The sequence below is a fragment of the Pseudomonas sp. PVC-3-1 genome (assembly GCF_057444315.1).
This window is the reverse complement of record NZ_CM172023.1, coordinates 5571955-5597116: the sequence shown is the minus strand read 5'-3', so window position 1 is coordinate 5597116 and position 25162 is coordinate 5571955. Positions and strand designations below refer to the sequence as shown.

Below are 25162 nucleotides of genomic sequence, written 5' to 3'. Positions count from 1 at the left end.
TTGTTGTTAGAAAACGCACAGCAGGTGACTCGAAACGACTGTTCTTTTATCACGAACGAACGACTAGGCTCGGTCGTCATACAAAAAGAACAAGCACGACGAGGTACTTTTCCATGCCCCAGGCACTGGATGCTTATGACTACCTGATCGTCGGCGCGGGCCCTGCCGGCTGCCTGCTGGCCAATCGCCTGTCCGCCGACCCTGCCAACCGCGTGCTGCTGCTCGAAGCCGGCGGCCCGGATAACTATCCCTGGATTCACATTCCCGTCGGTTACCTCTATTGCATCGGCAACCCACGCACCGACTGGTGTTTCGACACCGAAAAGGTGCCGGGCCTGAACGGCCGCGCGATCAAGTACCCGCGTGGGCGCACGCTGGGCGGCTGCTCCTCGATCAACGGCATGATCTACATGCGTGGCCAGGCGCTGGATTACGACGGCTGGGCGGCCGAGGGCAATCCCGGCTGGGGCTGGAACGATCTTCTGCCGCTGTTCATGAAAATGGAGGACCACTTCGCCGGATCGAGCGAGCTGCATGGCTCGGGCGGCGAATGGCGGGTGGAGAAGCAGCGGTTGTCGTGGGCGATTCTCGACGCCTTCCGCGAGGCGGCGGCGCAGTCCGGTGTGCGCCCGGTGGAGGATTTCAACGGCGGCGACAACGAAGGCTGCGGCTACTTCCAGGTCAACCAGCGTTCCGGCGTGCGCTGGAATGCGTCCAAGGCCTTCCTGCGGCCCATCGCCAACCGCGCCAATCTCACCGTGCTGACCAATGTCGAGGCCCTGCGCGTGCTGCTGGAGAACGGTCGCGCCGCCGGGCTGGAAGTGAACTGGCAAGGTGCGCGGCGTGAGCTGCGGGCCCGGCGCGAGGTGATTCTCTGCGCGGGGGCGATCAATACGCCGGTGCTGCTGCAACGCTCCGGCATCGGCCCGCGCGACCTGCTGGATAAGCACGGCATCGGCGTGCGCCACGCGCTATCCGGCGTGGGCGGCAACCTGCAGGACCACCTGCAACTGCGCCTGATCTACCGCATGAACGGCGCGCCTTCGCTGAACCAGATCGCCTCGACGCTGTGGGGCAAGATGGGCATGGGCCTGGAGTACCTGCTCAAGCGCAGCGGCCCGCTGTCCATGGCGCCGAGCCAGTTGGGTGCGTTCGCCAGGTCCGACCCGAACCAGCGCTCAGCCAACCTCGAATATCACGTGCAGCCATTGTCGCTGGAACGCTTCGGCGAGCCGCTGCACAGCTTCCCGGCGTTCACCGCGTCGGTGTGCGACCTGCGGCCGCTGAGCCGTGGCTCGGTCACGCTGCGCTCGCTGGACCCGCGCGACAAGCCGGTGATCCAGCCCAACTACCTGAGCCACCCGGAGGACCTGCGCGTGGCTGCCGATGCCATCCGCCTGACGCGGCGCATCGCTGCTGCGCCTGCGCTGGCGCGCTACCAGCCGGTGGAGTTCAAGCCCGGCCCGGATTACCAGACCGAAGAAGACCTGCATCGCGCCGCCGCCGAGATCGGCACCACCATCTTCCACCCGGCCGGCACCTGTCGCATGGGGCAGGGCGAGGGCGCAGTGGTGGACAGCCAGCTGCGCGTACATGGAATACCCGGCCTGCGCATCGCCGACGCTTCGATCATGCCCAGCCTGACCTCCGGCAACAGTTGTTCGCCGGTGCTGGTGATCGCGGAAAAGGCCGCGCAGATGATTTTGAGCGAACCCGCGCGCAGCGCGGAGGTCATCCCTTCCAGTGGGCGCACACAGGAGGAAGCTCCGGTGGCGTGACGGTAGAACCGTCTCCCCACCTTCCGTTGCGTGGATTTCTGCTAGCGCTCCGCCTGAGTGCACGGTGGTTCGCGAGCAAGCTCGCTCCTACAAGGAGCCGAAGAAAACGCTATCGCGCGGTGTGAAAGCCGTGGCAGTCGAGGCTGACAAAAACAAAAGCCCCCAGAAGGGGCAGGAGAGCCCGTAATGACCGATGTAGCGCAGTCCAGTTCCTACGAGCGGCCCGCGACCTCGCGCCGCGATGAGCGCAAGGTGATCTTCGCCTCGTCGCTCGGCACAGTGTTCGAGTGGTATGACTTCTTCCTCTACGGCTCACTGGCAGCGATCATCGCCAAGCACTTCTTCGCCGGGGTCAACGACACCACCGCCTTCATCTTTGCCCTGCTGGCATTCGCCGCCGGCTTCCTCGTCCGCCCCTTCGGCGCGCTGGTGTTCGGCCGCCTGGGCGACATGATCGGGCGCAAGTACACATTCCTCGTCACCATCCTCTTGATGGGCCTGTCGACCTTCGCCGTCGGTCTGCTGCCGGCCTATGCCACCATCGGTGTGGCGGCGCCGGTCATCCTCATCGTGTTGCGTCTGCTCCAGGGCCTGGCATTGGGTGGCGAGTACGGCGGCGCGGCGATCTACGTGGCCGAGCATGCGCCGGACCATAAACGCGGCGCCTACACCAGCTGGATCCAGTGCACCGCCACCGGCGGCCTGCTGCTGTCGCTGGTGGTGATCTGGGGCTGCCGCCAGATCACCGGGCCGGAGTTCGAAACCTGGGGCTGGCGCCTGCCGTTCCTGATCTCCATCGTGCTGCTGGGCATTTCCACCTGGATTCGCCTGTCCATGCACGAGTCGCCGGCATTCCTGAAGATGAAGGCCGAGGGCAAGGTGAGCAAGTCGCCGCTCAAGGAGTCGTTCACCAATTGGAGCAACCTGAAGATCGTGCTGATCGCACTGTTCAGCATCAACGCCGGCCAGGCGGTGACCTTTTACGCGGCGCAGTTCTACGTGATGTTCTTCCTCACCCAGGTGCTGAAGGTGGACCCGGCGCTGTCCAACGGACTGTTGATCATCTCCCTGGTGATCGGCGCGCCGCTGTTCGTGATCATGGGCTGGCTGTCGGACAAGGTCGGTCGCAAGCCGGTGCTGATCACCGGCCTGCTGCTGGCCACGGTGCTGTACTTCCCGCTGTTCAAGGCGCTGACCCATTACGCCAACCCGCAGATCGACGCGGCTTCGCGCCAGGCGCCGGTCACTGTGATGGCGGACCCGGCGACCTGTACCTTCCAGTTCGACCCGGTGGGCAAGGCCAAATTCGACAGCGCCTGCGACAAGGCCAAGACCCTGCTGGTGAAGGGCGGCGTGCCCTACAGTTCGGTGGCCGCGCCGGCTGGCAGCGAGCTGGTGGTAACCGTAGGCGAGAAGCGTATCGAAGGTTTCGACGCCGCCGCGCTGGGTGCAGCAGTCAAGAATGCCGGCTATCCGACCGTGGCCGATTCCTCGCTGGTGAACCGGCCGATGGTGGTCGCCATCATCGTTGCGCTGATCTTCATCGCCACCTGCTGCTACGGCCCGCTGGCGGCGCTGATGGTCGAACTGTTCCCGACGCGCATCCGCTACACCTCGCTGTCGCTGCCGTACCACATCGGCAACGGCTGGTTTGGCGGTCTGCTGCCGACCATCTCGTTCGCGCTGGTGGTGTACACCGGCAACATCTTCTACGGCCTGTGGTACCCGGTGCTGATCACGGCGATGAGCCTGGTCTGCTCGCTGCTGTTCCTGCGCGAGACCAAGGACAACGACATCCACGCCGACTGATTTGCCCAGAAGAGGGACGAGGGGCGCCTGCGGGCGCCCTTCGCATTCATTGCGCGGTGTCCAGGCTCGCCTTACCCTTGCGCTATTTCCCGGCGCGTATTGCGCAGGGCCCTTTGCGGAGACCCATTGAGCATGAAACAGGAAATCGCCACCGTGACCGTCAGCGCCGAACATTGGGGGCGCGAGGCCGAAGCGGTGGATAACGCCCGCGTGATGGTGAGCCTCAGTGCGCCGGAAGAGGGTGTGATCGAGGTGAGCTTCAAGGGCCAGCTGGATGCTCCGGAAGAACCGACCCACGTCTGCGTGACCCTGGAGAATGGGCTGTCTTATTACGGCGAAATCCAGGGCGGCGAGGCGAGCGAGGAGGGCGGGTCGATCCGCTTCGAGGGTGAGTTGATCGATCTCGACGGGTTCTGAGCCGTTCAAGGGGCGGGCTCCGGCAGTCGGTTTCGCTTGGGGCGTAGAATTCCCTCGTTGAATCGAGGCTCCAGCTGACGAAGGCCAGTCCCTGGTCCATCGCGCTTCTCGCGGCATCCACGTCGCTCAACTGCGGAAACTCCAATCCAGCCACGGGTGTTTCGCTGCAGGTCGCAGCGAGGGCGAGCATTTTCTGTAGGAGCGAGCTCGCTCGCGAACAGATTCCCCTTCGCATTCAGTTTCGCGAGCAAGCTCGCTCCTGCACGTCGGCGTAAGTGCAGCGTCGGGATTGACGCGCCTATGCAAGTTTTTTCACCCCCATACCAAAATCTGCCTATGGATCTATCGGCGCACTTGGCCCTTTAGCAATAGTGCCGTCGCAATCCCTCCCTAGCATGGACCTCGTTCCTTCACGCCACGGCACACGCGGCGTGGACCACAAGAAAACGAGGTACCGCCATGCATCCCACCATCGCCGGCACGCCGCTCAGCGTGCGTCACATCCGCAAGCGCTTCGGCCAGTTCGTCGCCCTCGACGGCGTGTCGCTGGACGTCAAGGCCGGTGAACTGGTCTGCCTGCTCGGCCCCTCGGGTTGCGGCAAGACCACGCTGCTACGCTGCATCGCCGGCCTGGAACAACAGGATGAGGGCACACTGCACCTGGGCGAGCGCGACGTGTCGAACCTGCCGCCGCAGGCGCGGGACTACGGCATCCTGTTCCAGTCCTACGCGCTGTTCCCCAACCTCACGGTGGAGCAGAACATTGCCTACGGCCTCACCAACGCCAGCAAGGAAGAAGCCCGCCGCCGCGTCGCCGAGATGCTCGAGCTGGTCGGCCTGACCGGCAGCGAGAAGAAGTACCCCGGCCAGCTCTCCGGTGGCCAGCAGCAACGCGTCGCCATGGCCCGCGCGCTGGCGCCGAGCCCGTCGCTGCTGCTGCTCGACGAGCCGATGTCGGCGCTGGATGCGCGCGTCCGCGAGCACCTGTGTGGCGAGCTGCGCCAACTGCAGAAGAGCCTGGGCATCACCACCGTGATGGTCACCCACAACCAGGACGAGGCCATGCTGATGGCCGATCGCATCGCGGTGATGAACCACGGGCGCATCGAGCAGTTCGGCACCGCCCAGGAGATCTACAGCACCCCGAGCACGCCCTTCGTCGCCGAGTTCGTCGGCCAGGGCAACTGGCTGCCGTTCGAGCGTGGCAGCGATGGCCATGCCCGCGTCGGCAGCCTCAACCTGCGCCTGCACAGCCAGGCGCAGAGCGCCTCGGGCCGGCTGTTCTGCCGCCCTGAGGCGATCAGCGTGAACCCGGCGGTGCACCAGGAAAACCTGTTCCGCGCGCAGATCCGCGAGATCACCTTCCTTGGCAACCGCTGCCGCATGAGCTTCGAGCTGGAGCAACTGCCGGGCCACGCGCTGCTCGCCGAGCTGGCGCCCGAGGACATGCCGCGCCTGGGCACGCCGGACATCTGGGTGTCGCTGCCGCCACGCAGTCTGCAGGTGTTTGCCTGAGATGGAAGCCGTGGTGAAGCACAGTCCGGCGTTGTCCGTCGGCAAGGTTCGCGGCGATCTGGGTGATCGCCTGTTCGTCCGTGGCGGCAAGGTCCTGCTGCTGGTTCTGCTGACGCTCGCGGTGCTGATGCCGCTGCTGGCCATCTTCTGGCGCGGCTTCAGCGGCGAAGCGGGGCAGGGCGGCGGCCTGGCGGCCATGGGCGAGTTGCTGCGCAGCGACAACTTCCACTGGCTGCTGGGCAACAGCCTGAAGGTTTCCGTGAGCGTGGCGTGCATCGTCGTGCCGGCGGCCTACCTGTTCGCTTACGCCCTGCAACGTACGCTGATCCCGGCCAAAGGCCTGTGGCGCGGAATCTCCCTGCTGCCGCTGCTGGCGCCGTCGATGCTGCCGGGCATCGCGCTGATCTACCTGTTCGGCAACCAGGGCCTGCTGCGCCATCTGCTGCCGGACAACATCTACGGCTTCTGGGGCATCGTCCTCGGCGAGGCGATCTACACCTTTCCCCATGCGCTAATGATCCTGCTCTCGGCGCTGTCACTGGCCGATGCGCGCCTGTTCGACGCCGCTTCCAGCATGGGCGCCGGGCCGTGGAAAGCCTTCCGCAGCATCACCTGGCCGGCTTCGCGCCAGGGCGTGTTCGCCGCCTTCTGTCTGGTGTTCACCCTGACCATCACCGACTTCGGCGTGCCGGTGGTGGTGGGTGGTGACTACCAGGTGCTGGCGCTGGAAGCCTACAAGGCGGTGGTCGGCCAACAGCAGTTCGGCCGTGGCGCGCAGATCGGCATGATCCTGCTGCTGCCGGCGCTAATCAGCTTCGCCGTGGACACCTGGCTGCGCCGCCGCCAGGGCGACGCCATGAGCGGCCGTGCGCAGGTCTACCATCCCAAGCCATCGCGTCGCCGCGATGCTGCCTTCCTCGCCATCGTCGTGCTGATCAGCGCGGTGCTACTGGGCGTGCTGGGCATGGCGGTGTACTCCTCGCTGGTGAAGTTCTGGCCCTATAACCTCTCGCTGTCGCTGCACCACTACGACTTCAACACCACCGCCGGCGGTGGCTGGCTGGCCTACCGCAACAGCCTGACCATGGCCGTGTGCACCGCGATCATCGGCAGCGCGCTGATCTTCACCGGCGCCTACCTGATCGAGAAGACCCGCGAGCAGCGCTGGCTGAGCCAACTGCTGCGCATGCTCTGTTTCGTGCCGATGGCCGTGCCGGGCCTCGTGCTGGGCCTTGGCTACGTGTTCTTCTTCAACCTGCCGGGCAACCCGCTGCATGTGTTCTACGGCAGCATGGCGCTGCTGGTGGTGTGCACCATCGCTCACTACCTGACCACCGCGCAGATGACCGCCACCGCCGCGCTGCGCCAGCTCGACGGCGAATTCGAGGCCGCCGCGCTGTCGCTGAAGATGCCGCTGTGGCGCCACTACCTGCGCGTCACCGTGCCGATCTGCCTGCCGGCGCTGCTGGACATCACCCGCTACCTGTTCGTCTCGGCGATGACCACGGTTTCGGCGGCGATCTTCCTCTACAACCCGGACACCATCCTCGCCGCCGTCGCCGTGCTGAACATGGACGACTCCGGCAACGTCGGCGGCGCTGCCGCCATGTCGACCCTGATCCTGCTCACCTCCGCCGCCGTGTCGCTGCTGCTGGCCGGCGCCTCGCGCGGCCTGCTGCGCCGCTCGCAGGCCTGGAGGAAGGGCGCGAACCCGTAACACCGCTGGACGCTGTCGCCTGGCATCTACCTGCCGGGCTCAACCCCTGACAAACCCGCCCCGAGCGGGAGACCAACACTGCCAAGGAGCTCCACATGTTCAAACGTCTTGCCCTCGCCGCCGCCGTGGTGGCCGGTTTCGCCGCCCAGGCCCATGCCGCCGACACCGAGCTGACCGTCTACACCGCCCTGGAGCCGGAGCAGCTGACCGCCTACAAGCAGGCCTTCGAAGCCGAGAACCCGGACATCAAGATCAAGTGGGTGCGTGATTCCACCGGCATCGTTACCGCCAAGCTGCTGGCCGAGAAGGATCGCCCGCAGGCGGACGCCGTCTGGGGCCTGGCCGCTTCCAGCCTGGCCATCCTCGATGCGCAGGGCATGCTGGAGAAGTACGCTCCCAAGCACCTGGACGCCATCGGCAAGAACTACCGCGACCCGGCCAACCCGCCGGCGTGGGTCGGCATGGACGTCTGGGCCGCGACCATCTGCTTCAACACGGTCGAGGCGCAGAAGCTGGGCCTGGAGAAGCCGGTGAGCTGGCAGGACCTGACCAAGCCCGAGTACAAGGGCAAGATCGTCATGCCGAACCCGGCGTCCTCGGGCACCGGCTTCCTCGACGTCTCCGCCTGGCTGCAGACCTTCGGCGAGAAGCAGGGCTGGGCCTACATGGACGCGCTGCACGAGAATATCGGCCAGTACGTCCACTCCGGCTCCAAGCCGTGCAAGCTGGCCGCCGCCGGCGAATTCCCGATCGGCATCTCCTTCGAGTACCCGGCCGTGCAGCTCAAGCGCCAGGGCGCACCGCTGGACATCGTCCTGCCGAAGGAAGGCCTGGGCTGGGAAATCGAAGCCACCGGCATCGTCAAAGGCACCCAGCATGAAGCCGCCGCGAAGAAACTCGCCGACTTCTCCGCCAGCCCGAAAGCCATGGAGCTGTACAAGGAAAACTTCGCCGTGCTGGCCCAGCCGGGCATCGCCAAGCCGCAGACCGAACTGCCAGCCGACTATGAGCAGCGCCTGATCAAGAACGACTTCGCCTGGGCCTCGAAGAACCGCGACGAGATCCTCGCCGAGTGGCGCAAGCGCTATGACGGCAAGTCGGAGAAGGTCGCGCAGAAGTAAGGTTCGGTGCTGGCGGCTCCCTCTCCCCAACCCTCTCCCTGAAGGGAGAGGGGGCTGTTCGGTGTACTGGTTCGGTTTCAGCGTCTGCCTGTGCCTTTGATGGTTTCAGGATGAACTCAGGGTTTCTCTTCGCAGAGGAGTGCTCCCTCTCCCTTCAGGGAGAGGGCGGGGGAGAGGGGCCCTTCGCCACGCAGGAAATATCCCCATGACCCACACCCACTGCGACGTCGCCATCGTCGGCGCCGGCATCCTCGGCATTTCCCACGCGTACGCCGCCGCTCGCCGCGGCCTCTCCGTACGCGTCTTCGAGCGCACTGCTACGCCCCTTGGCGCCTCGGTGCGCAACTTCGGCCAGGCACTGGTTACCGGCCAGCCGCCGGGCGTGATGTCGGACCTGGCGCGCGCCAGTCGGCCGATCTGGGCGCAGTGGGCAGAGAGCGCCGGTTTCTCCCTGCGGCGCAATGGTTCGTTGCTGTTCGCCCGCAGCGAAGCCGAGGAGTATCTGCTGGAAGCCTTCTGCACCGGCCGCGCCAGGGAGCTGGATTACCGCGTGGGCCTGCTGCGCGGCAGTGAGCTGAACGACCTCTACCAGGGCCGTTTCCGCCACCACCGCGCCGCGCTGCTGGGCTTCGACGACCAACAGCTGTATTCCCGCGAGGCGCTGCCGAGCCTGATCGATTACCTGCGCCGCGAGCACGGCGTGGCCTTCCACTTCTCCACCCTGGTGCGTGACGTCGATACCGGCGTGCTGCGCACCACGGCGGGCACCTTCACCGCCGGGCAAGTGATCGTCTGCTCCGGGCATGACTACCAGACCCTGCTGGCCGAGGTCATCTCGCCGCTGGAGCCGCAGGTATGTCGCCTGCAGATGCTCCGTGCCCGCCCGCAGGTCGACTTCGGTCTCACCCACTCGATCCTCACCGGCCTGAGCTGCGTGCATTACGGCGCCTTCTCCGACCTGCCCGAAGCCGAGGCGGTGCGCGAGCAGATTCGCCGCGAGACACCGGAGCTGGAGGAGCAGGGCATTCACCTGCTGGTCAGCCCGACGCCCCATGGCGAGCTGATCATCGGCGACTCCCACCACTACGGCAGCGACGCGGCGCCGTTCAATGCCGAGGCCGTGGACAAACTCATGCTGCAGCTGGCCGAGGACACCCTGGGCATGCGCGTGGACGTGGTCGAGCGTTGGCAGGGCGTCTACGGCGCGCGCGGGCCGGGGCCGTTCTCGGTGCTGCAGGCCGCCGACGGGATTACCGCCGTGCTGATGCATACCGGCGTGGGCATGAGCATCGGCCCGGCGCTGGGCGAGCGCACTGTCGCGGCGCTGTTTGGCTGAGGCCTGTCACATGGCTGTCATCCGTCGTTCATGGGCCTCTGATAACACCAGAGGGCGGGCGTGATCTGCTCTTCGTAGGAGCGAGCTTGCTCGCGAACAGTCCGTGCCGTGCGGGGTCGCGAGCAAGCTCGCTCCTACAGGGCCGGTTTCAAGCCCGCATTACGGCCTCAAGAACCGCAGCCCCATGAACCACAGCATCGTCCAGAGCCATCAGGATTCCGATCTGTTCGGCCTGCTTTATGGCTTCAGCTTTCGCCCCGACCAGCCGGGGCTCGAGATCGATTCGCCCACCGCCCTGCAGCGCCTGCGGGAGCCGCGCGCCACGGATGAATTCCTCTGGCTGCACCTGAACCTGGCGCACGCGGCCTGCGAGCGCTGGATGAAGTCGCACCTGGAGCTGCCCGACTATTTCTTCGAGACCCTGCGCGAAGGCTCGCGCTCCACCCGCATCGAGCATGTGGATGGCGCGCTGCTGGCGGTGGTCAACGACGTGGTGTTCGACTTCAGCAGCCGCATGTCCTCGGACGTGGCCACCCTCTGGGTCTGTGCTCGTGGCCGCCTGCTGGTCACTGCTCGCGCGCAGCCGCTGCGTTCGGTGGATACGCTGCGCTCCTCGGTGAAGCACGGCGAGCGCTTCAACTCGCCGCTGGAGTTGCTGGTCCACCTGCTGCGCGACCAGGGCGAAATCCTCACCCGCATCGTCCGCGAGACCAGCATCAGCGTGGATCGCATCGAGGACCAGCTACTGTCTTCGCGCCTCTCCGCCAGCCGCGCCGACCTGGGCGCCATGCGCCGCGTGCTGGTGCGCCTGCAACGCCTGCTGGCACTGGAACCGGGCTCGCTGATGCGACTGCTCAATCGCCCGCCGGTGTGGCTGACGGACGACGACGTGCGCGTGCTGCGCGAGGCCACCGAGGAGTTCTCCCTGGTGATCAACGACCTCACGGCGCTGGGCGAGCGCATCAAGCTGCTGCAGGAGGAAATCGCCGCGAAGATCAACGAGCAGAGCAACCGCACGCTGTTCACCCTCACCGTGGTCACGGTGCTGGCGCTGCCGATCAATATCATTGCCGGCTTCTTCGGCATGAACGTCGGCGGCATTCCCTTCTCCAGCGACCCGGAGGGTTTCTGGATTCTGGTGGTGCTGGTGGCCAGCTTCACCGGCCTGGCCGGGCGCTGGGCGTTCCGCAAGCGCGATGATTATTGAACGACCTCGGCAGGGGAACGCCCTGTAGGAGCGAGCTTGCTCGCGAACCGGATCAGCCGGCTACTCTGGTGCCGGGGTTGTTCGCGAGCAAGCTCGCTCCTACAGACTGGGTGTTGGTGTGGTTTGCGGGCAAAAAAGACCGGCCCAATGGCCGGTCGAGGGGGAAGAAAGGGGTGTCAGCGGCAGACGCGGGCGATGGCTGCCGCCAGGTGATCAAGGCGCTCGCTGTCGAGCCCGGCGATGTTGGCGCGGCCGCTGCTGACCAGGTAGATGCTGTGCTCCTCGCGCAGGATGCGCACCTGCTCAGCCCGCAGGCCCGTGTAGGAGAACATCCCGCGCTGGATGGCGATGTGCGCGAAGCGATCCGCCAGCCCGTGGGGGCGCAGGGCTTCCACCAGGCCGACACGCAGCTCGGCGATTCGTCCGCGCATGCCGTCCAGTTCATCCAGCCACAGGTTCTTCAGTTCCGGGTCGCCGAGGATGGTGGCGACCACTTCCGCGCCATGGGCCGGCGGGGTGGACCACAGGCTGCGGGCGAACAGCGCCAGCTGGCTGCGGATGTCGGTGAGCTTGTCGGCGTTCTCGGCGCAGACGATCAGTGCGCCGACGCGGTCGCGGTAGAGGCCGAAGTTCTTCGAGCAGGAGCTGGTGATCAGCACTTCCGGCAGGCTCTGGGCGAACAGGCGCACGGAGTAGGCGTCCTCCTCCAGCCCGTCGCCCAGGCCCTGGTAGGCGAAATCCAGCAGCGGCAGCAGTTCGCGGCGGCGGACGATCTCCAGCACGCGCTGCCACTGGGCGTGATCGAGGTCGAAGCCGGTGGGGTTGTGGCAGCAGGCATGCAGCAGCACCACGTCGCCCTGGGGAATCTTCTCCAGCATGGCGAACATGGCGTCCACGTCGAGGCGGTTGTCCGCGCCGACGTAGGGGTAGTGCTTGATCGGCACTCCAGCGGCGGCGAACAGGGTCTCGTGGATCGGCCAGGTCGGGTCGCTCAGCCAGATGTTCTTGCCCGGCAGGCAATGGGCGATGAACTCCGCCGCCAGGCGCAGGGCGCCGGTGCCACCGGGCGTCTGCGTGGCATCGGCACGGGAGTCGGCCAGCAGTGGCGAGGTGACGCCCAGTACCAGCTCGCACAGGCGCGCGGCGAACAGCGCGTCACCGTGGCTGCCGACGTAGCTCTTGGTGGTCTCGGTATCGACCAGGCGCTGTTCGGCGAGCTTCACCGCGCGGGGGATCGGCGTGAGGCCCTGGGCGTCCTTGTAGACGCCCACGCCAAGGTCAAGCCGCGCGGGATTGGTGTCCGCCCGATAGGCTTCGAGCAGGCCCAGGATCGGGTCGCCCGGTACGCGGGTGACCTTGGCGAAATGGTTCATTTGCGTCCCTCTGCTTTCGCGGCCAGCTCGTCGGTGCGCGCGGCCATGATGAAGTCGTTGCGGTGCAGGCCCTTCAGTTCGTGGCTCCACCAGGTGACGGTGACCTTGCCCCACTGCGTGAGCAGGTCGGGGTGGTGACCTTCCTCCTCGGCGATGGCGCCCACCGCGTTGGTGAAGGCCAGGGCGTGGCGGAAGTTCTTGAACAGGAAGACCCGTTCCAGCTCCATGTGGTTGTCGCGGACCTCGATGTTCCAGTCCGGGATCTGCTTGATCAGCACCGCCAGTTCTTCGTCGGACACCTTCGGGGCGTCGGCGCGGCAGGCTTCGCAGTGGGCTTGGGTGAGTGCGGTCATGAAAGGTTCTCCTTGTCGTGGGGTGGCATAGGAGTGCGCTCGCGACCCATCTTAGGCTCGCGAGCACGTCTCATCCTAGGCACAGATGGGATCGATTGCAGCGGATCAGGCGGCCTGTTTCGGCGGAAACTTCGGCGCGTGCAGGCCCAGGCGCATGGCTTCGCGCACCAGCGCCATGATGTCCTCATGGGCCAGGTCGAACAGGCGCTTGAGCTCGGGCAGCACGAAATACAGGGGCTGCAGGATGTCGATGCGGTACGGCGTGCGCATGCATTCCAGCGGGTTGAAGGCCTGGTGCTCGGGCTCGCTGGAGAGGCTGTAGACCGTCTCCCTGGGCGACGAGAGGATGCCGCCGCCGTAGATGCGCAGGCCCTGCGGGGTATCCAGCAGGCCGAATTCGATGGTCATCCAGTAGAGGCGGGCGAGGAATACGCGCTCTTCCTTCGTGGCGGCCAGGCCAAGCTTGCCGTAGGTGTGGGTGAACTCGGCGAACCAGGGGTTGGTGAGCAGCGGGCAGTGGCCGAATATCTCGTGGAAGATGTCCGGCTCCTGCAGGTAGTCCAGCTCTTCCGGGGTGCGGATGAAGGTGGCGACGGGGAATTGCTGGCTGGCCAGCAGTTCGAAGAAGGTCTGGAACGGGATCAGCGCCGGCACCCGCGCCACACGCCAGCCGGTGGCCGCCTGGAGCACCTGGTTGACCTCGCTCAGTTGCGGGATGCGCTCATGGGGCAGGCCGAGCTGCTCGATGCCGTCCAGATACTCCTGACAAGCGCGGCCCTCGATCACTTTCAGCTGACGGGTGATCAGGGTGTTCCAGACCTGATGTTCGGTTTCCGGGTAGTGGATGAAACCGTCTTCGTCAGGTTGGCGGGCCACGTACTGCGTTGTCTTCATGAAGCCTCCGGCGTCGAGCTGCCTGTTCTTGTGATGACTCACAAATAGCGCGATGCGTGCCGGCGGACAGCCCCCTTGGCGCTGCGCGGGCAGGCTCGTGATGCGTCAATCCGTAAAGAAAATATTACGATTGGCAGCGCAGGCATTCGGTCATGGCTTGAAGGTGCGACTGGGTGTCACATATTCTTGACGGTAATTTCCGGCCAACTGGCGAAAATCCGTGCCGGAGCGCCCACCACAACGACAACCACGGGCCCACCATGCGCATCAAAGTGCACTGCCAGAACCGCGTCGGCATCCTGCGCGACATCCTCAACCTGCTGGTCGACTACGGCATCAACGTCAACCGTGGCGAAGTCGGCGGCGAGCAGGGCAACGCCATCTACCTGCTCTGCCCGAACCTTATCAACCTGCAGTTCCAGTCGCTCAAGCCCAAGCTCGAAGCGGTGCCCGGCGTGTTCGGCGTCAAGCGCGTCGGCCTGATGCCCAGTGAGCGCCGACATCTGGAGCTCAATGCGCTGCTGGCGGCGCTGGAGTTCCCGGTGCTGTCCATCGACATGGCCGGGCAGATAGTCGCCGGCAACCGCGCCGCCGCTCAGTTGCTGGGGGTGCGCGTCGACGAAGTGCCGGGCATCCCGCTGTCGCGCTACGTGGAGGACCTCGACCTGCCCGAACTGGTGCGCGCCAACAAGGCACGCATCAACGGCCTGCGGGTGAAGGTGAAGGGCGATGTGTTCCTCGCCGATATCGCGCCACTGCAGACTGAACACGACGAAAGCGAAGCATTGGCCGGCGCCGTGCTCACCCTGCACCGCGCCGACCGTGTCGGCGAGCGCATCTATAACGTGCGGCGCCTGGAGCTGCGCGGCTTTGACAGCATCTTCCAGAGTTCGCGGGTGATGGCCGCCGTGGTCCGTGAAGCGCGCCGCATGGCGCCGCTGGACGCGCCGTTGCTGATCGAAGGCGAGACGGGCACCGGCAAGGAGCTGCTGGCCCGCGCCTGCCACCTCGCCAGCCCGCGCGGGCAGTCGCCGTTCATGGCGCTGAACTGCGCCGGGCTGCCCGAATCCATGGCTGAGACCGAGCTGTTCGGCTACGGCCCCGGCGCTTTCGAAGGCGCCCGCCCCGAGGGCAAGCTCGGCCTGCTGGAGCTGACCGCCGGCGGCACGTTGTTCCTCGACGGCGTCGGCGAGATGAGCCCGCGCCTGCAGGCCAAGTTGCTGCGCTTCCTGCAGGATGGCTGCTTCCGCCGCGTGGGCAGCGACGAGGAGGTGTACCTGGATGTGCGGGTGATCTGTGCGACCCAGGTGGACCTGTCCGAGCTGTGCACCAAGGGCGAGTTCCGCCAGGACCTCTACCACCGGCTCAATGTGCTGTCGCTGCACATCCCGCCGCTGCGTGAGTGCCTGGACGGCCTGGAGCCGCTGGTGGAGCACTTCCTCGACCAGGCCAGCCGGCAGATCGGCTGCTCACTGCCCAAGCTCTCGCCGCAGGCTCTGGACCGCCTCGGCCGCTACCACTGGCCGGGCAACGTGCGACAGCTGGAGAACGCGCTGTTCCAGGCGGTCTCGCTGTGCGAAGGCGGCACCATCCGCCCCGAGCACATCCGCCTGCCGGACTACGGCGCACCGCATCCGCTGGGGGACTTCTCCCTGGAAGGCGGGCTGGACGCCATCGTCGGCCGGTTCGAGAGGGCGGTGCTGGAGCGGCTCTATCGAGAACATCCGAGCAGCCGGCAACTGGGCAAGCGGCTGGGGGTGTCGCACACCACCATCGCCAACAAGCTGCGGATGCATGGGTTGGGGCAGAACGAAGAGACCTGAGGCGTTGGTCAGCGCTTCGTAGGAGCGAGCTTGCTCGCGAACCACCTGGCACCAGTGCGCCCCTTCAGAAGCAGGCTTTGTCCGCGATCCGGCTTTCCCCCTCATGGACGTCACGGCGAAGCAGGTTCGTAGGATGGCGTGGAGCGCAGCGATACCCATCGATAGCCACGCGCCGACGGTACTGGCATCGCCAGTATCAGGCCAGTGAGGGAGTCCGAGCGCGGTTCGCGAGCCAGCTCGCTCCTACAAGAGCCGATACGGCGGAGCGCACCGTCATGCCCTCCATTCGTCGGCAGGGCCGCCGGCTGCCAATCACCAGGTCTTCGGCCGGTACCCCTTCACGCAGGCCCGCACCTCGTCGTCGATCACGTTGCCGGGCTTGATGCAGTCGGACAGCCTGCGCGGGCTGTCGCTGTAAGGCGTGGCGGCGGGTGTCGTCTGCAGGCCGTCAGGCGTCATGCCCAGGCGGGTCTGCAACAGCACCCAGCGTTCGTGCAGCCAGAGCTGGCTGGCGGGGTTGCGCCACAGGGCGGCGCCCGCGGCGAGAATCAGCAGGGGAATGAGGAACCACAACAGGGGTTTCACCAGCATCCGCCAGTTGCGCTTCGGGTCTTCAGGTGGCTTCTGCCGGTTCTGTTGCCTGACCTGCTCCCAGTAGTAGTCGCGATCACGGTCGCTCATCGAGTGTCATTCCGCTGGGTGGATGAATGAAGAGTAACGGCTGCTGCGGCCTGCGGCGAGGCGCGATCAGTGGTCCTTGTGACGAGCTTCGCGCACCACCATATTGGTCTGCATGACTGCTCCTCGAACCTCCTCCCACGCCAAGCGAGCCGATGTGCTGTCCGCCTTCCATCCGGCGGTGGCCGGCTGGTTCCGCGAGCACTTTTCAGCGCCGACCCAGGCGCAGAGCGAGGCCTGGCCGGCGATCCAGGCTGGCGAATCGACGCTGGTGGCGGCGCCCACCGGCTCAGGCAAGACGCTCACGGCGTTCCTCTCGGCCATCGATGCGCTGGTTCGCGAGGGGCTGGCGAACGGCGGTGCGCTGCCGGACCGCACCACGGTGGTCTATGTCTCGCCGCTCAAGGCGCTCTCCAACGATATCCGCATCAACCTCGAAGAACCCCTGGCCGGTATCCGCGCGGCCCTGGTGGAGCGGGGCCTGCCGGAGGTGGACATCCGCACCGCGGTGCGCACCGGCGACACCACCTCCAGCGAGCGCGAGGCCATGCGCAAGCAGGTGCCGCACATCCTGGTCACCACGCCGGAATCGCTCTACGTGCTGCTCGGCTCGGACTCCGGGCGCGCCATGCTGGCCGGCGCGCGCAGCGTGATAGTCGATGAAATCCATGCGCTGGCCGCGAGCAAGCGCGGCAGCCACCTGGCGCTGTCGCTGGAACGTTTGCAGGCGCTGTGCGAAGCGCCGCTGGTGCGCATTGGCCTGTCCGCCACGCAGAAGCCCATCGCAGCAGTGGCGGGTTTCCTGGTCGGTCGCCACCAGGCCTGCCGCATCGTCGATATTGGCTACAGCCGTGAGCGTGACCTGAATCTGGAAGTGCCGGCGGCGCCGCTGGAGGCGGTGATGTCCCATGATGTCTGGGACAAGGTCTACGACCGTCTCGCCGAGCTGGCCGGCGAACACCGCACCACCCTGGTCTTCGTTAACACCCGGCGGCTCTCCGAGCGGGTCACCCGGCACCTGGCTGAGCGCATCGGCGCCGGCTGGGTCGCCGCGCACCACGGCAGTCTGTCCAAGGAACTGCGCCTGGGCGCCGAACGGCGACTCAAGGCCGGGCGACTGAAGGTGCTGGTGGCCACCGCCTCGCTGGAGCTGGGCATCGACATCGGCGATGTGGAACTGGTCTGCCAGATCGGCTCGCCGCGCTCCATTGCCGCCTTCCTGCAGCGCGTCGGCCGCTCCGGCCACAGTGTCGGCGGCACGCCCAAGGGGCGGCTGTTCCCGACCTCGCGGGACGACCTGATCGAATGCGTGGCGCTGCTCGACAGCGTGCGGCAGAACGAGCTGGATGCACTGAGCATCCCCCATGCGCCGCTGGACGTGCTGGCCCAGCAGATCGTCGCCGAAGTGGCCTGCCAGGAATGGCGCGAGGAGGCGCTGTTCGAGCTGTTCACTGCTGCGCAGCCTTACGCCGACCTCAGTCGCGAGCACTTCGACACGATGCTGCGCACCCTCGCCGAGGGCTACACCAGCCGTAATGGCCAGCGTGGCGCCTACCTGCACCGCGACGCAGTGCACCAGCGCCTGCGGGGCCGGCGCGGAGCCAAGCTGACCGCGGTGACCTCCGGCGGCACCATCCCCGATACCGGTGACTACGCCGTGCTGCTGGAGCCGCAAGGCCTGAGCGTCGGCACGGTGAATGAGGACTTCGCGGTGGAGAGCCTGGCCGGCGACGTGTTCCAGCTGGGCAATATTTCCTACCGCATCCTGCGCGTCGAGCCGGGCCGCGTGCGCGTCGAGGACGCCCAGGGTCAGCCGCCGAACATTCCCTTCTGGCTCGGCGAGGCACCGGGGCGTACCGATGAACTCTCTACCAGCGTCGCGCGCCTGCGCGGGCAGTTGGACGAACTGCTGGCCCAGGGCGAGAACGACCCGGAGCCGTTGGCGCGCGCCATCGACTGGCTGCGGGGCCTGCTCGGCCTGAACGACGCGGCGGCGCGGCAACTGGTGGAGTACCTGGCCCGGGCACGACACGCCCTGGGCGCGCTGCCGACACAGAAGACGTTGATTCTCGAACGCTTCTTCGACGAATCCGGCGGTATGCAACTGGTCATCCATTCGCCTTACGGCAGCCGGGTCAACCGCGCCTGGGGCCTGGCGTTGCGCAAACGTTTCTGCCGCACATTCAACTTCGAGCTGCAGGCCGCCGCCACCGAGGACGCGATCATCCTCTCGCTGTCCACCAGCCACAGCTTCCCGCTGGACGAAGTATGGCGCTACCTGCATTCCAACAGCGCCGAACACGTGCTGATCCAGGCGTTGCTCGACGCCCCGCTGTTCGGCGTGCGCTGGCGCTGGAACGCCACCACCGCGTTGGCCCTGCCGCGCTACAGTGGCGGGCGGAAAGTCGCCCCGCAGTTGCAGCGCATGCGCAGCGAAGACCTGCTCGCGTCGGTATTCCCCGACCAGGTGGCGTGCCTGGAGAACATCGTCGGCGAGCGCGAGATTCCCGATCACCCGCTGGTGGCGCAGACCCTCGACGACTGCCTGCACGAGGCCATGGACAGCGAAGGCTGGCTCGACCTGCTGCGGCGCATGGAGCGCGGCGAAATCACCCTGCTGGCGCGCGACCTGCCGGCGCCGTCGCCACTGGCGGCGGAGGTGCTGTCCGCCAGCCCTTATGCCTTCCTTGACGACGCGCCGCTGGAAGAGCGCCGCACCCAGGCGGTGCAGAGTCGTCGCTGGACCGATCCGGAAAGTGCCGACGACCTCGGCGCGTTGGATGCCGATGCCATCGACGCGGTACGCACTGAGGCATGGCCTGAAGCCCGCGACGCCGACGAGATGCATGAGGCGCTGACCGGCCTGGGCGGTATCCGCGATAGCGAAGCACAGGCCAACGAGGGTTGGCCTTTCCTGCTCAAGTCGCTGGCCAAGGCGGGGAGGGCGACGCACCTGGAACTGCCCGTGGGGGCAGTCTGGGTGGCGGCGGAGCGGCTCAGCCAATGGCTTGCGCTGCACCCGCAGGTCGCGATGAAGCCGCTGCTCGATCTGCCCCCGGCATTGCGTGAGAGTTGCGCGGTGGACGAAGCGCAGGTCGAACTGGTGCGGGCGCGCCTGACCGGATTCGGCCCGCGGCTGTTGTCTGAGCTGGCGCAGGACCTGGGTATTTCCGCGGGCGATGCCAGCTTCGCCCTGGCCAGCCTGGAGCGTGAAGGCTACGTGCTGCGCGGGCGCTTCACGCCTGGCGCGGCCGAGGAAGAATGGTGCGAGCGCCACCTGCTGGCGCGCATCCATCGTTACACGGTCAAGCGTCTGCGCCGGGAGATCGAACCGGTGGCGCGGGCGGATTTCATGCGCTTCCTGTTCGACTGGCAGCGCGTCTCTGCTGGAACGCGGGCACGCGGGGCGGAGTCGCTGGCCGGCGTGCTCAGCCAGCTGGAGGGCTTCCAGGCCGCCGCCAGCGCCTGGGAAAGCGACATCCTGCCCAGCCGTGTGGCCGACTACGGAATCAACTGGCTGGACGACCTGTGCCGCGCCGGTCGTATCGTCTGGGCGCGCCTGCCGGGCCGAACGGCGGTGAAAGGCCGGGGAGGGCCGCTGAAGAGCACTCCCATCGTGCTGCTGCCGCGCGCGCAGATGGCACAGTGGAGCGTACTGAGCGCGGGGCAGGCGGATGCCGAGCTGTCCGCCAAGGCCAGCAAGGTACTGGACGTGCTCAAGGAGCAGGGTGCGTCCTTCTTCGAGGAGCTGGCCAGCGACAGTCACCTGTTGCGTACTGAGCTGGAAACCGTACTGGGCGAGTTGGTAGCGGCGGGACGGGTGAATGCCGACAGTTTCGCCGGCCTGCGCGCGCTGTTGATGCCGGCGGCAAAGCGTCATCCGCAACGCCGCTCGCGCACGCCGCTGTTCGGCATGGCCGATGCCGGGCGTTGGGCTCTGCTGCGTCGTACGACGCTGGAACCGGGCGCACGGCTGCCGGCTGAGGCCCTCGAACACGTTGCCATGACCCTGCTGCGCCGCTACGGCGTGGTCTGCTGGCGCCTGCTGGACCGTGAAGCCGACTGGTTGCCGCCGTGGCGCGATCTGCTGCGGGTCTACCATCGCCTGGAGGCGCGCGGGGAAATTCGCGGCGGGCGTTTCGTCGCAGGCCTGACCGGCGAGCAGTTCGCCCTGCCCGAAGCGGTCGGTCTGCTGCGCGAAGTTCGCCGCCGCGACGCGAGTGGCGAGTGGGTGGTGGTTTCGGCGGTCGATCCATTGAACCTGGCCGGCACCCTGCTGCCGGGGCGCAAGGTGCCGGCGGTGAGCGGCAACCGCGTGCTCTATCGCGATGGCGTGCCGGTGGGCGCGCTGATCGCCGGCGAGGTTGAGTTGCTGGCTGACCTGGCCCCCGAGAACCAGGCCCGTGCGCGGGAGTTGCTGATCCGTCGATAGTCCGGGCGCGGCTGGCATACACTCAGCGGCACGGAAGTTTCTCCCTGCGAGGCTGTGATGTCTTCCTGCGAGCCACCGAACCTGCCAGCCCTGTTGCGCCAGTGGTGGTTCCTGCCGCTGCTGGCGCTTGCGCTGGGCCTGCGCCTGCATGAGCTGACCGGCTCGGCCATCTGGGGCGACGAAAGCTCCAGCCTGTTCCTCGCCCGCTATGCGCCACTGCAACTCTGGCAGCACGCCGCCCATGACGTGCACCCGCCGCTGTACTTCTACCTGCTGCATCTGTGGACCGCCGTATTCGGCGAGGGCGTCCTGTCGCTGCGCCTGCTCAGCGCGCTGTTCGGCACGCTGGCGGTGTTTCTCGGTGGCTGGCTGGTCTGGCGCATCGCCACCCGCCGCGCTGCGCTGCTCGCGGTCCTGCTGCTGGCATTGCTGCCCACGGCGGTGCGCTATAGCCAGGAAGTGCGCATGTATTCATTGCTCGGCTGCTGCCTGCTGGCAGCGACCCTGGCATTGCTCTACTGGTTGGACACGGGCCTTCGGCGCTATCTGGCGATCTATGCGCTGCTGATGACGGCGGCTTTCTACACCCACTACTTCAGCCTGTTCGGATTGCTGGTGCATTGGGCATGGCTGGCGTCGCTGCCTGAAAGCCCGCTGCGGCGGCGCGACTGGTGGTTGGCCAATCTGGCGATCGCTGTGTTGTTCCTGCCCTGGTTGCCAGGCCTGCTGGACCTGGTTCGGCACATGGCGGTGCTGGTCGCGGGCGGCGATGTGGGCTGGGAGCCGCCGGTGGATGCGCGCTCTGTCCCGTCAATGCTCTGGCAATGGCTGGCGCAGTCCGACGGCAACGAGTTGGCCTGGCCGCTGCTGGTGGGGGTGCCGCTGTTGGTGATGGCGGCGACCCTGCTGGTGCTGCGGCGGGACCGGAGCCGCCTGCGTGTGGGCGTGCTACTGGCGCTGTATGTCGGCTTGCCGTTGCTGGTGCTGTATGGCGTGTCTTTCGTTTCGCCAGTGTTCGTCGAGCGCTACCTGACGGCTTTCGCCCTGGGCCTGCCGCTGCTGTTCGCAGTGGCCCTGGACCGCCTGCTGCAGGCGCGGCGCGCACTGGGAGTGGCGATGCTGGCGACGCTGCTCGGATTGCAGGGACTGGGGTTGGCGCGTGCTTACCAGACCGACCCAGGCGAGCAGTTCGACGGCATGGTCGCATACGTCAACAGCCATTACCGCGCCGGCGACCGGGTGGTGGTCGACGATATCCTCTGGTACCTGGCGTTCCGTTACTACAACCGCACCGGCTGCGAGCCACTGCTGTACACCGCGCCGGCGCCGGATGGCTCGTCCGGGCGGCCGGGGCACTATGGCTTCGGTTCGCTGATCGATGATCGCCAGCACAGCTTCGTCGATCGCCTGGCCGATCTTCCGCGGGACGATGGCCGTGTCTGGCTGGTGATGAGCCGCTACAACGACGAGGAAATTCCGGACGTGCCCGCCAGTTGGCGGCGCGTCGCCCAGCATGCCGGCGGGGAAGTGCAGGCGTTGCTGTTCGAGCGCGCGTCGCTGCGTAACGCCGCGCGCTAGCGGGTCAATGGCTCAGAAACGGATGCGCCCGGTGAAGGCGTCCTTGAGCATCACCCAATCGCCCATCAGCGACCACAGCGGGTACTTGAAGGTCGCCGGGCGGTTCTTCTCGAACACGAAGTGACCGACCCAGGCGAAGCCGTAGCCTGCCAGCGGCATGGCCAGCAGCCACAGCCAGTGCCCGCTGACAACGGCATAGGCGAGGATCGACAGCACCAGCAGGCTGCCCACATAGTGCAGGCGGCGGCACACGGCGTTGCTGTGTTCCTGCAGGTAGTACGGGTAGAACTCGGCGAAGCTCTGGAATCGATCGGCGGTCTGGGTGCTCATGGCGCACCTCCTGTTGTTGTGATGGCGCCAGTGTAGGCCGCCTCCTTCATACTTGCGGATGACATAGGGTGCCAGTTTAGTATCCCCGTGCGCCGCCCGCGCCTGAACGAGACGGCGCGCAAGCCCACCATAACCAGAAGAAAACGCATGCCTGAGCGTACAACCCTGTCCAGTTGGGTGAGGGGAATCGTCCAGTCCCTGGAGCTGGAAGGCCTCGATTGCCGCGCGCTGTTCGCCGAACTGGGGCTTGATTTCGGGGCGCTCGACGACCCCGACGCGCGCTTCCCTCAGGACGACATGAGCCGCCTGTGGAACCGTGCCGTGGAACTGTCCGGCAACCCGGCCATCGGCCTGAACATTGCCCGCGTGCATACGCCCGCGTTCCCCGTGGTCGGCTATGCGCTGATGTCCAGCCGCAACCTGGGCGAGGGCTTCGAGCGCCTGGAGCGCTATCAGCGGATCATCGCCGAAGGCGCCGACCTGACCTTCCGGCGCCTGCCCGAAGGTTGCCTGTACCGCATCGTGGTCCATGGCGACCGCCTGCCGGTGCCCCGGCAGAGCGCCGAGTGCTCGTTGGCCAGCCTGACGGCCATGCTGCGCTGGATCACCGGGCGCGCCATCAAGCCGCTGGAAGTCCGGCTGGCGGGCGAGGCGCCGCAGAACATCGAGCCTTACCGGGAGCTGTTCCAGGCGCCGCTGAGCTTTGGCCATGCCGACTGCGCCATGCTGTTCTCCCACGAAGACATGGCTGCCCCGCTGCCGACAGCGAACGAAGAGCTGGCGCGCCTGCACGACCGCTTCGCCGGGGAGTACCTGGCACGCTTCGTCAGCAGCCGCTTCAGCCACCAGACGCGCCAGGTGCTGTGCCGCCTGTTGCCCCAGGGCGAGCCCAAGCGCGAGAGCGTGGCCCAGGCGCTGCACCTGTCCGAGCGCACCCTGCAGCGTCGCCTGCAGGAGGAGGGCACCAGCTACCAGCAGCTGCTCGACGACACCCGTCGCGAGCTGGCCCAGCAGTACCTCGCCACGCCGCGCATGACGCTGCTGGAGATCGCCTACCTGCTGGGATTTTCCGAGCCGAGCAACTTCTTCCGCGCCTTCCGCCGCTGGTTCGGCAAGACGCCGGGGGAGTACCGGGAAGGGCTTTCTTAGCGGCGGCTTGATCCGCGATTTTCGGGCCCCGGAGCTACTGGGGAATCCGCTTCGCGAGCAAGCTCGCTCCTACGAAGAGCACACCGCAGCTGGGGCTGGCTGTAGGAGCGAGCTTGCTCGCGAACCGCTTGACGCCGGAATGCCCGGAAACCGGCCCCTACCGAGATACCAACCTCAGTGCCGCCAGAACGCCGGGGTGAACAGCACCAGCACCGTGATGATCTCCAGGCGGCCCGCCAGCATGCCGCCGCAGAGCAGCCATTTGGCGGCGTCCGGCAGCGAGGCGAAATTGCCCGAAGGGCCGATGATCGGCCCCATGCCCGGGCCGACGCCGGCCACCGTGCTGGCCGCGCCGGTCAGCGAGGTCATCCAGTCCAGGCCGAGGAACGACAGGCCCAGAGCCAGGGCGCCGACGGTGGCGCCGAAGAAGAACGAGAAGGTCAGGATCGAGCGGACGATCTCCTCGTCCAGGCGATGGCCGTTGTAGCTCTGGCGGATCACCGCGCGCGGGTGGATCAACTGGTACAGGCTGGCGCGCAGCAGGGTAAAGGCCACCTGGAAACGGAAGATCTTGATGCCGCCGGCGGTGGAGCCGGAGCAGCCGCCGATGAAGCCCAGGTAGAAGAACAGCATGATCGAGAAGTGGCCCCACAGGCTGTAGTCACCCAGCGCGAAGCCGGTGGTGGTGACCACCGATGTAACGTTTACCGCGACGATGCGGAAAGCGTCGAACCACGACAGACCCGAGTTCACCGAGTACCAGGTGCCCATCACCAGCCAGGTGACCAGCAGCAGGCCGAGGAAACCGTGGACCTGGTGGTCACGGATCAGCGCCTTGCGGTTGCCGCGCAGCATGGACACGTACAGCACGAAGGGGATGCTGCCCAGGATCATTACCGCCACCGCCACCCAGTGCACCGCCGGCTGGTGCCACTTGGCGAGCGACTGGTCGGAGGTGGAGAAACCGCCGGTGGAAATCGCCGACATGGCGTGGTTGAGCGAGTCGAACAGGCCCATCCCGGCCCACCAGAAGGCCAGGGTGCCGGTGATGGTGATTGCCACGTAAACCCCGACGATGTACTTGGCCACCATGTGCGAGCGCGGCATGACCTTGTCGGAGCGGTCGGAGGATTCGGTCTGGAACAGGCGCATGCCACCGATGCGCAGCATCGGCAGGATCGCCACTGCCATGGCGATGAAGCCGATACCGCCCAGCCAGTGCAGCAGCGAGCGCCAGATGAGGATCCCCGGCGACATCTTGTCCAGCCCTGACAGCACGGTCGAGCCGGTGGCGGTAATCCCCGACATGCTCTCGAAGATCGCGTCGGTGAAGCTGATGTGCCGCGCGAACATGAAGGGCAGGGCGGAGAAGAAGCAGACGATCACCCAGCTCGAAACGGTGAGCATGTACATGTCCCGCGGGCGCAGGTGGACCTGCTCCGGGCGGCCGGGAATGACCATGCCCAGCCCGCAGGTGAAGGTGATGATCGCCGACCAGATGAACGGGTGCAGCTCATTGGCGCGGCCGTAATAGAGCAGCGTGGCCATGGGGACCAGCATGGCGACCGCCAGCGTGATCACGAAGATGCCGATGATGAATCCGAGGGTGCGTAGTGTCGGCAGGGCCATGCGGTGTCGTTCTGATGTGGCGG

At 66.6% G+C, this 25162-nt stretch carries 18 protein-coding genes; 12 read left to right on the top strand and 6 right to left on the bottom strand.

The window, feature by feature from the left end; translation table 11 throughout:
- The first annotated feature begins 113 nt into the window (after positions 1 to 113).
- From AC2T4A_RS25670 to AC2T4A_RS25635, 8 genes are all read left to right on the top strand, one after another.
- A complete protein-coding gene (locus tag AC2T4A_RS25670) occupies positions 114 to 1778 on the top strand; it encodes a GMC family oxidoreductase (protein ID WP_486742108.1) in 1665 nt (554 codons plus the stop codon).
- Between the two features lie 186 nt (positions 1779 to 1964).
- Complete coding sequence (locus tag AC2T4A_RS25665; protein WP_478379510.1) at positions 1965 to 3587, top strand: MFS transporter; 1623 nt, start codon at positions 1965 to 1967, stop codon at positions 3585 to 3587.
- Positions 3588 to 3719: 132 nt separating this feature from the next.
- On the top strand, positions 3720 to 4004 hold the full coding sequence (locus AC2T4A_RS25660) for a hypothetical protein (protein WP_416751955.1): 285 nt from the start codon (positions 3720 to 3722) through the stop codon (positions 4002 to 4004).
- Positions 4005 to 4463: 459 nt separating this feature from the next.
- A complete protein-coding gene (locus AC2T4A_RS25655; protein WP_486742107.1) occupies positions 4464 to 5519 on the top strand; it encodes a putative 2-aminoethylphosphonate ABC transporter ATP-binding protein in 1056 nt (351 codons plus the stop codon).
- 1 nt (position 5520) lies between these two features.
- Positions 5521 to 7236 carry a putative 2-aminoethylphosphonate ABC transporter permease subunit gene (locus AC2T4A_RS25650; protein ID WP_486742106.1) on the top strand — a complete coding sequence of 572 codons (1716 nt, stop codon included), beginning with the start codon at positions 5521 to 5523 and terminating at the stop codon, positions 7234 to 7236.
- A 95-nt stretch (positions 7237 to 7331) separates the two neighbouring features.
- Positions 7332 to 8357, top strand: coding sequence for a putative 2-aminoethylphosphonate ABC transporter substrate-binding protein (locus AC2T4A_RS25645; RefSeq protein WP_486742105.1), 1026 nt, complete (start codon positions 7332 to 7334; stop codon positions 8355 to 8357).
- Positions 8358 to 8562: 205 nt separating this feature from the next.
- On the top strand, positions 8563 to 9693 hold the full coding sequence (locus AC2T4A_RS25640; protein WP_486742104.1) for a TIGR03364 family FAD-dependent oxidoreductase: 1131 nt from the start codon (positions 8563 to 8565) through the stop codon (positions 9691 to 9693).
- A 184-nt stretch (positions 9694 to 9877) separates the two neighbouring features.
- Entirely contained in the window at positions 9878 to 10900 is a 1023-nt protein-coding gene (locus AC2T4A_RS25635) for a transporter (RefSeq protein WP_486742103.1), read from the top strand.
- A 176-nt stretch (positions 10901 to 11076) separates the two neighbouring features.
- Here the strand turns inward: AC2T4A_RS25635 and AC2T4A_RS25630 are convergent, their stop codons facing one another.
- From AC2T4A_RS25630 to phhA, 3 genes are all read right to left on the bottom strand, one after another.
- A complete protein-coding gene (locus AC2T4A_RS25630) occupies positions 11077 to 12273 on the bottom strand; it encodes an amino acid aminotransferase (protein ID WP_486742102.1) in 1197 nt (398 codons plus the stop codon).
- Positions 12270 to 12626 carry a 4a-hydroxytetrahydrobiopterin dehydratase gene (locus AC2T4A_RS25625; protein WP_017517211.1) on the bottom strand — a complete coding sequence of 119 codons (357 nt, stop codon included), beginning with the start codon at positions 12624 to 12626 and terminating at the stop codon, positions 12270 to 12272. Before AC2T4A_RS25625 ends, AC2T4A_RS25630 begins: the two co-directional genes overlap by 4 nt.
- A gap of 105 nt (positions 12627 to 12731) precedes the next feature.
- A complete protein-coding gene (phhA, locus tag AC2T4A_RS25620; protein ID WP_416751967.1) occupies positions 12732 to 13520 on the bottom strand; it encodes a phenylalanine 4-monooxygenase in 789 nt (262 codons plus the stop codon).
- Between the two features lie 260 nt (positions 13521 to 13780).
- On the opposite strand from phhA, the gene AC2T4A_RS25615 reads away from it, so the two are divergent.
- Entirely contained in the window at positions 13781 to 15343 is a 1563-nt protein-coding gene (locus AC2T4A_RS25615; RefSeq protein WP_478379517.1) for a sigma-54-dependent transcriptional regulator, read from the top strand.
- Positions 15344 to 15655: 312 nt separating this feature from the next.
- On the opposite strand, the gene AC2T4A_RS25610 is transcribed toward AC2T4A_RS25615, so the two are convergent.
- Positions 15656 to 16024 (bottom strand): hypothetical protein, encoded by a 369-nt coding sequence (locus tag AC2T4A_RS25610; RefSeq protein WP_416751971.1) that lies wholly within the window; start codon positions 16022 to 16024, stop codon positions 15656 to 15658.
- A 112-nt stretch (positions 16025 to 16136) separates the two neighbouring features.
- Between AC2T4A_RS25610 and AC2T4A_RS25605 the strand changes: the two genes are divergently transcribed.
- Both AC2T4A_RS25605 and AC2T4A_RS25600 read left to right on the top strand, forming a co-directional pair.
- On the top strand, positions 16137 to 20453 hold the full coding sequence (locus AC2T4A_RS25605) for an Lhr family helicase (protein ID WP_486742101.1): 4317 nt from the start codon (positions 16137 to 16139) through the stop codon (positions 20451 to 20453).
- 57 nt (positions 20454 to 20510) lie between these two features.
- Positions 20511 to 22031, top strand: coding sequence for a glycosyltransferase family 39 protein (locus tag AC2T4A_RS25600; protein ID WP_486742100.1), 1521 nt, complete (start codon positions 20511 to 20513; stop codon positions 22029 to 22031).
- A gap of 12 nt (positions 22032 to 22043) precedes the next feature.
- Here the strand turns inward: AC2T4A_RS25600 and AC2T4A_RS25595 are convergent, their stop codons facing one another.
- Positions 22044 to 22361 carry an Mpo1-like protein gene (locus tag AC2T4A_RS25595; RefSeq protein WP_416751977.1) on the bottom strand — a complete coding sequence of 106 codons (318 nt, stop codon included), beginning with the start codon at positions 22359 to 22361 and terminating at the stop codon, positions 22044 to 22046.
- 147 nt (positions 22362 to 22508) lie between these two features.
- Between AC2T4A_RS25595 and AC2T4A_RS25590 the strand changes: the two genes are divergently transcribed.
- Complete coding sequence (locus AC2T4A_RS25590; RefSeq protein WP_486742099.1) at positions 22509 to 23510, top strand: AraC family transcriptional regulator; 1002 nt, start codon at positions 22509 to 22511, stop codon at positions 23508 to 23510.
- 174 nt (positions 23511 to 23684) lie between these two features.
- Here the strand turns inward: AC2T4A_RS25590 and AC2T4A_RS25585 are convergent, their stop codons facing one another.
- Positions 23685 to 25139: a TrkH family potassium uptake protein gene (locus AC2T4A_RS25585; protein WP_416751981.1), complete on the bottom strand. Its 1455-nt coding sequence runs from the start codon at positions 25137 to 25139 to the stop codon at positions 23685 to 23687.
- Positions 25140 to 25162: the final 23 nt, after the last annotated feature.

Bases quoted from the DNA above. Each gene is read 5' to 3' on its own strand.
- AC2T4A_RS25660 (WP_416751955.1), top strand. From the start codon at position 3,720: ATGAAACAGGAAATCGCCACCGTGACCGTCAGCGCCGAACATTGGGGG.
- AC2T4A_RS25640 (WP_486742104.1), top strand. From the start codon at position 8,563: ATGACCCACACCCACTGCGACGTCGCCATCGTCGGCGCCGGCATCCTC.
- AC2T4A_RS25600 (WP_486742100.1), top strand. From the start codon at position 20,511: ATGTCTTCCTGCGAGCCACCGAACCTGCCAGCCCTGTTGCGCCAGTGG.
- AC2T4A_RS25605 (WP_486742101.1), top strand. From the start codon at position 16,137: ATGACTGCTCCTCGAACCTCCTCCCACGCCAAGCGAGCCGATGTGCTG.
- AC2T4A_RS25615 (WP_478379517.1), top strand. From the start codon at position 13,781: ATGCGCATCAAAGTGCACTGCCAGAACCGCGTCGGCATCCTGCGCGAC.
- AC2T4A_RS25645 (WP_486742105.1), top strand. From the start codon at position 7,332: ATGTTCAAACGTCTTGCCCTCGCCGCCGCCGTGGTGGCCGGTTTCGCC.
- AC2T4A_RS25585 (WP_416751981.1), bottom strand. From the start codon at position 25,139: ATGGCCCTGCCGACACTACGCACCCTCGGATTCATCATCGGCATCTTC.
- phhA (WP_416751967.1), bottom strand. From the start codon at position 13,520: ATGAAGACAACGCAGTACGTGGCCCGCCAACCTGACGAAGACGGTTTC.
- AC2T4A_RS25595 (WP_416751977.1), bottom strand. From the start codon at position 22,361: ATGAGCACCCAGACCGCCGATCGATTCCAGAGCTTCGCCGAGTTCTAC.
- AC2T4A_RS25635 (WP_486742103.1), top strand. From the start codon at position 9,878: ATGAACCACAGCATCGTCCAGAGCCATCAGGATTCCGATCTGTTCGGC.
- AC2T4A_RS25610 (WP_416751971.1), bottom strand. From the start codon at position 16,024: ATGAGCGACCGTGATCGCGACTACTACTGGGAGCAGGTCAGGCAACAG.
- AC2T4A_RS25625 (WP_017517211.1), bottom strand. From the start codon at position 12,626: ATGACCGCACTCACCCAAGCCCACTGCGAAGCCTGCCGCGCCGACGCC.
- AC2T4A_RS25655 (WP_486742107.1), top strand. From the start codon at position 4,464: ATGCATCCCACCATCGCCGGCACGCCGCTCAGCGTGCGTCACATCCGC.
- AC2T4A_RS25670 (WP_486742108.1), top strand. From the start codon at position 114: ATGCCCCAGGCACTGGATGCTTATGACTACCTGATCGTCGGCGCGGGC.
- AC2T4A_RS25665 (WP_478379510.1), top strand. From the start codon at position 1,965: ATGACCGATGTAGCGCAGTCCAGTTCCTACGAGCGGCCCGCGACCTCG.
- AC2T4A_RS25590 (WP_486742099.1), top strand. From the start codon at position 22,509: ATGCCTGAGCGTACAACCCTGTCCAGTTGGGTGAGGGGAATCGTCCAG.
- AC2T4A_RS25650 (WP_486742106.1), top strand. From the start codon at position 5,521: ATGGAAGCCGTGGTGAAGCACAGTCCGGCGTTGTCCGTCGGCAAGGTT.
- AC2T4A_RS25630 (WP_486742102.1), bottom strand. From the start codon at position 12,273: ATGAACCATTTCGCCAAGGTCACCCGCGTACCGGGCGACCCGATCCTG.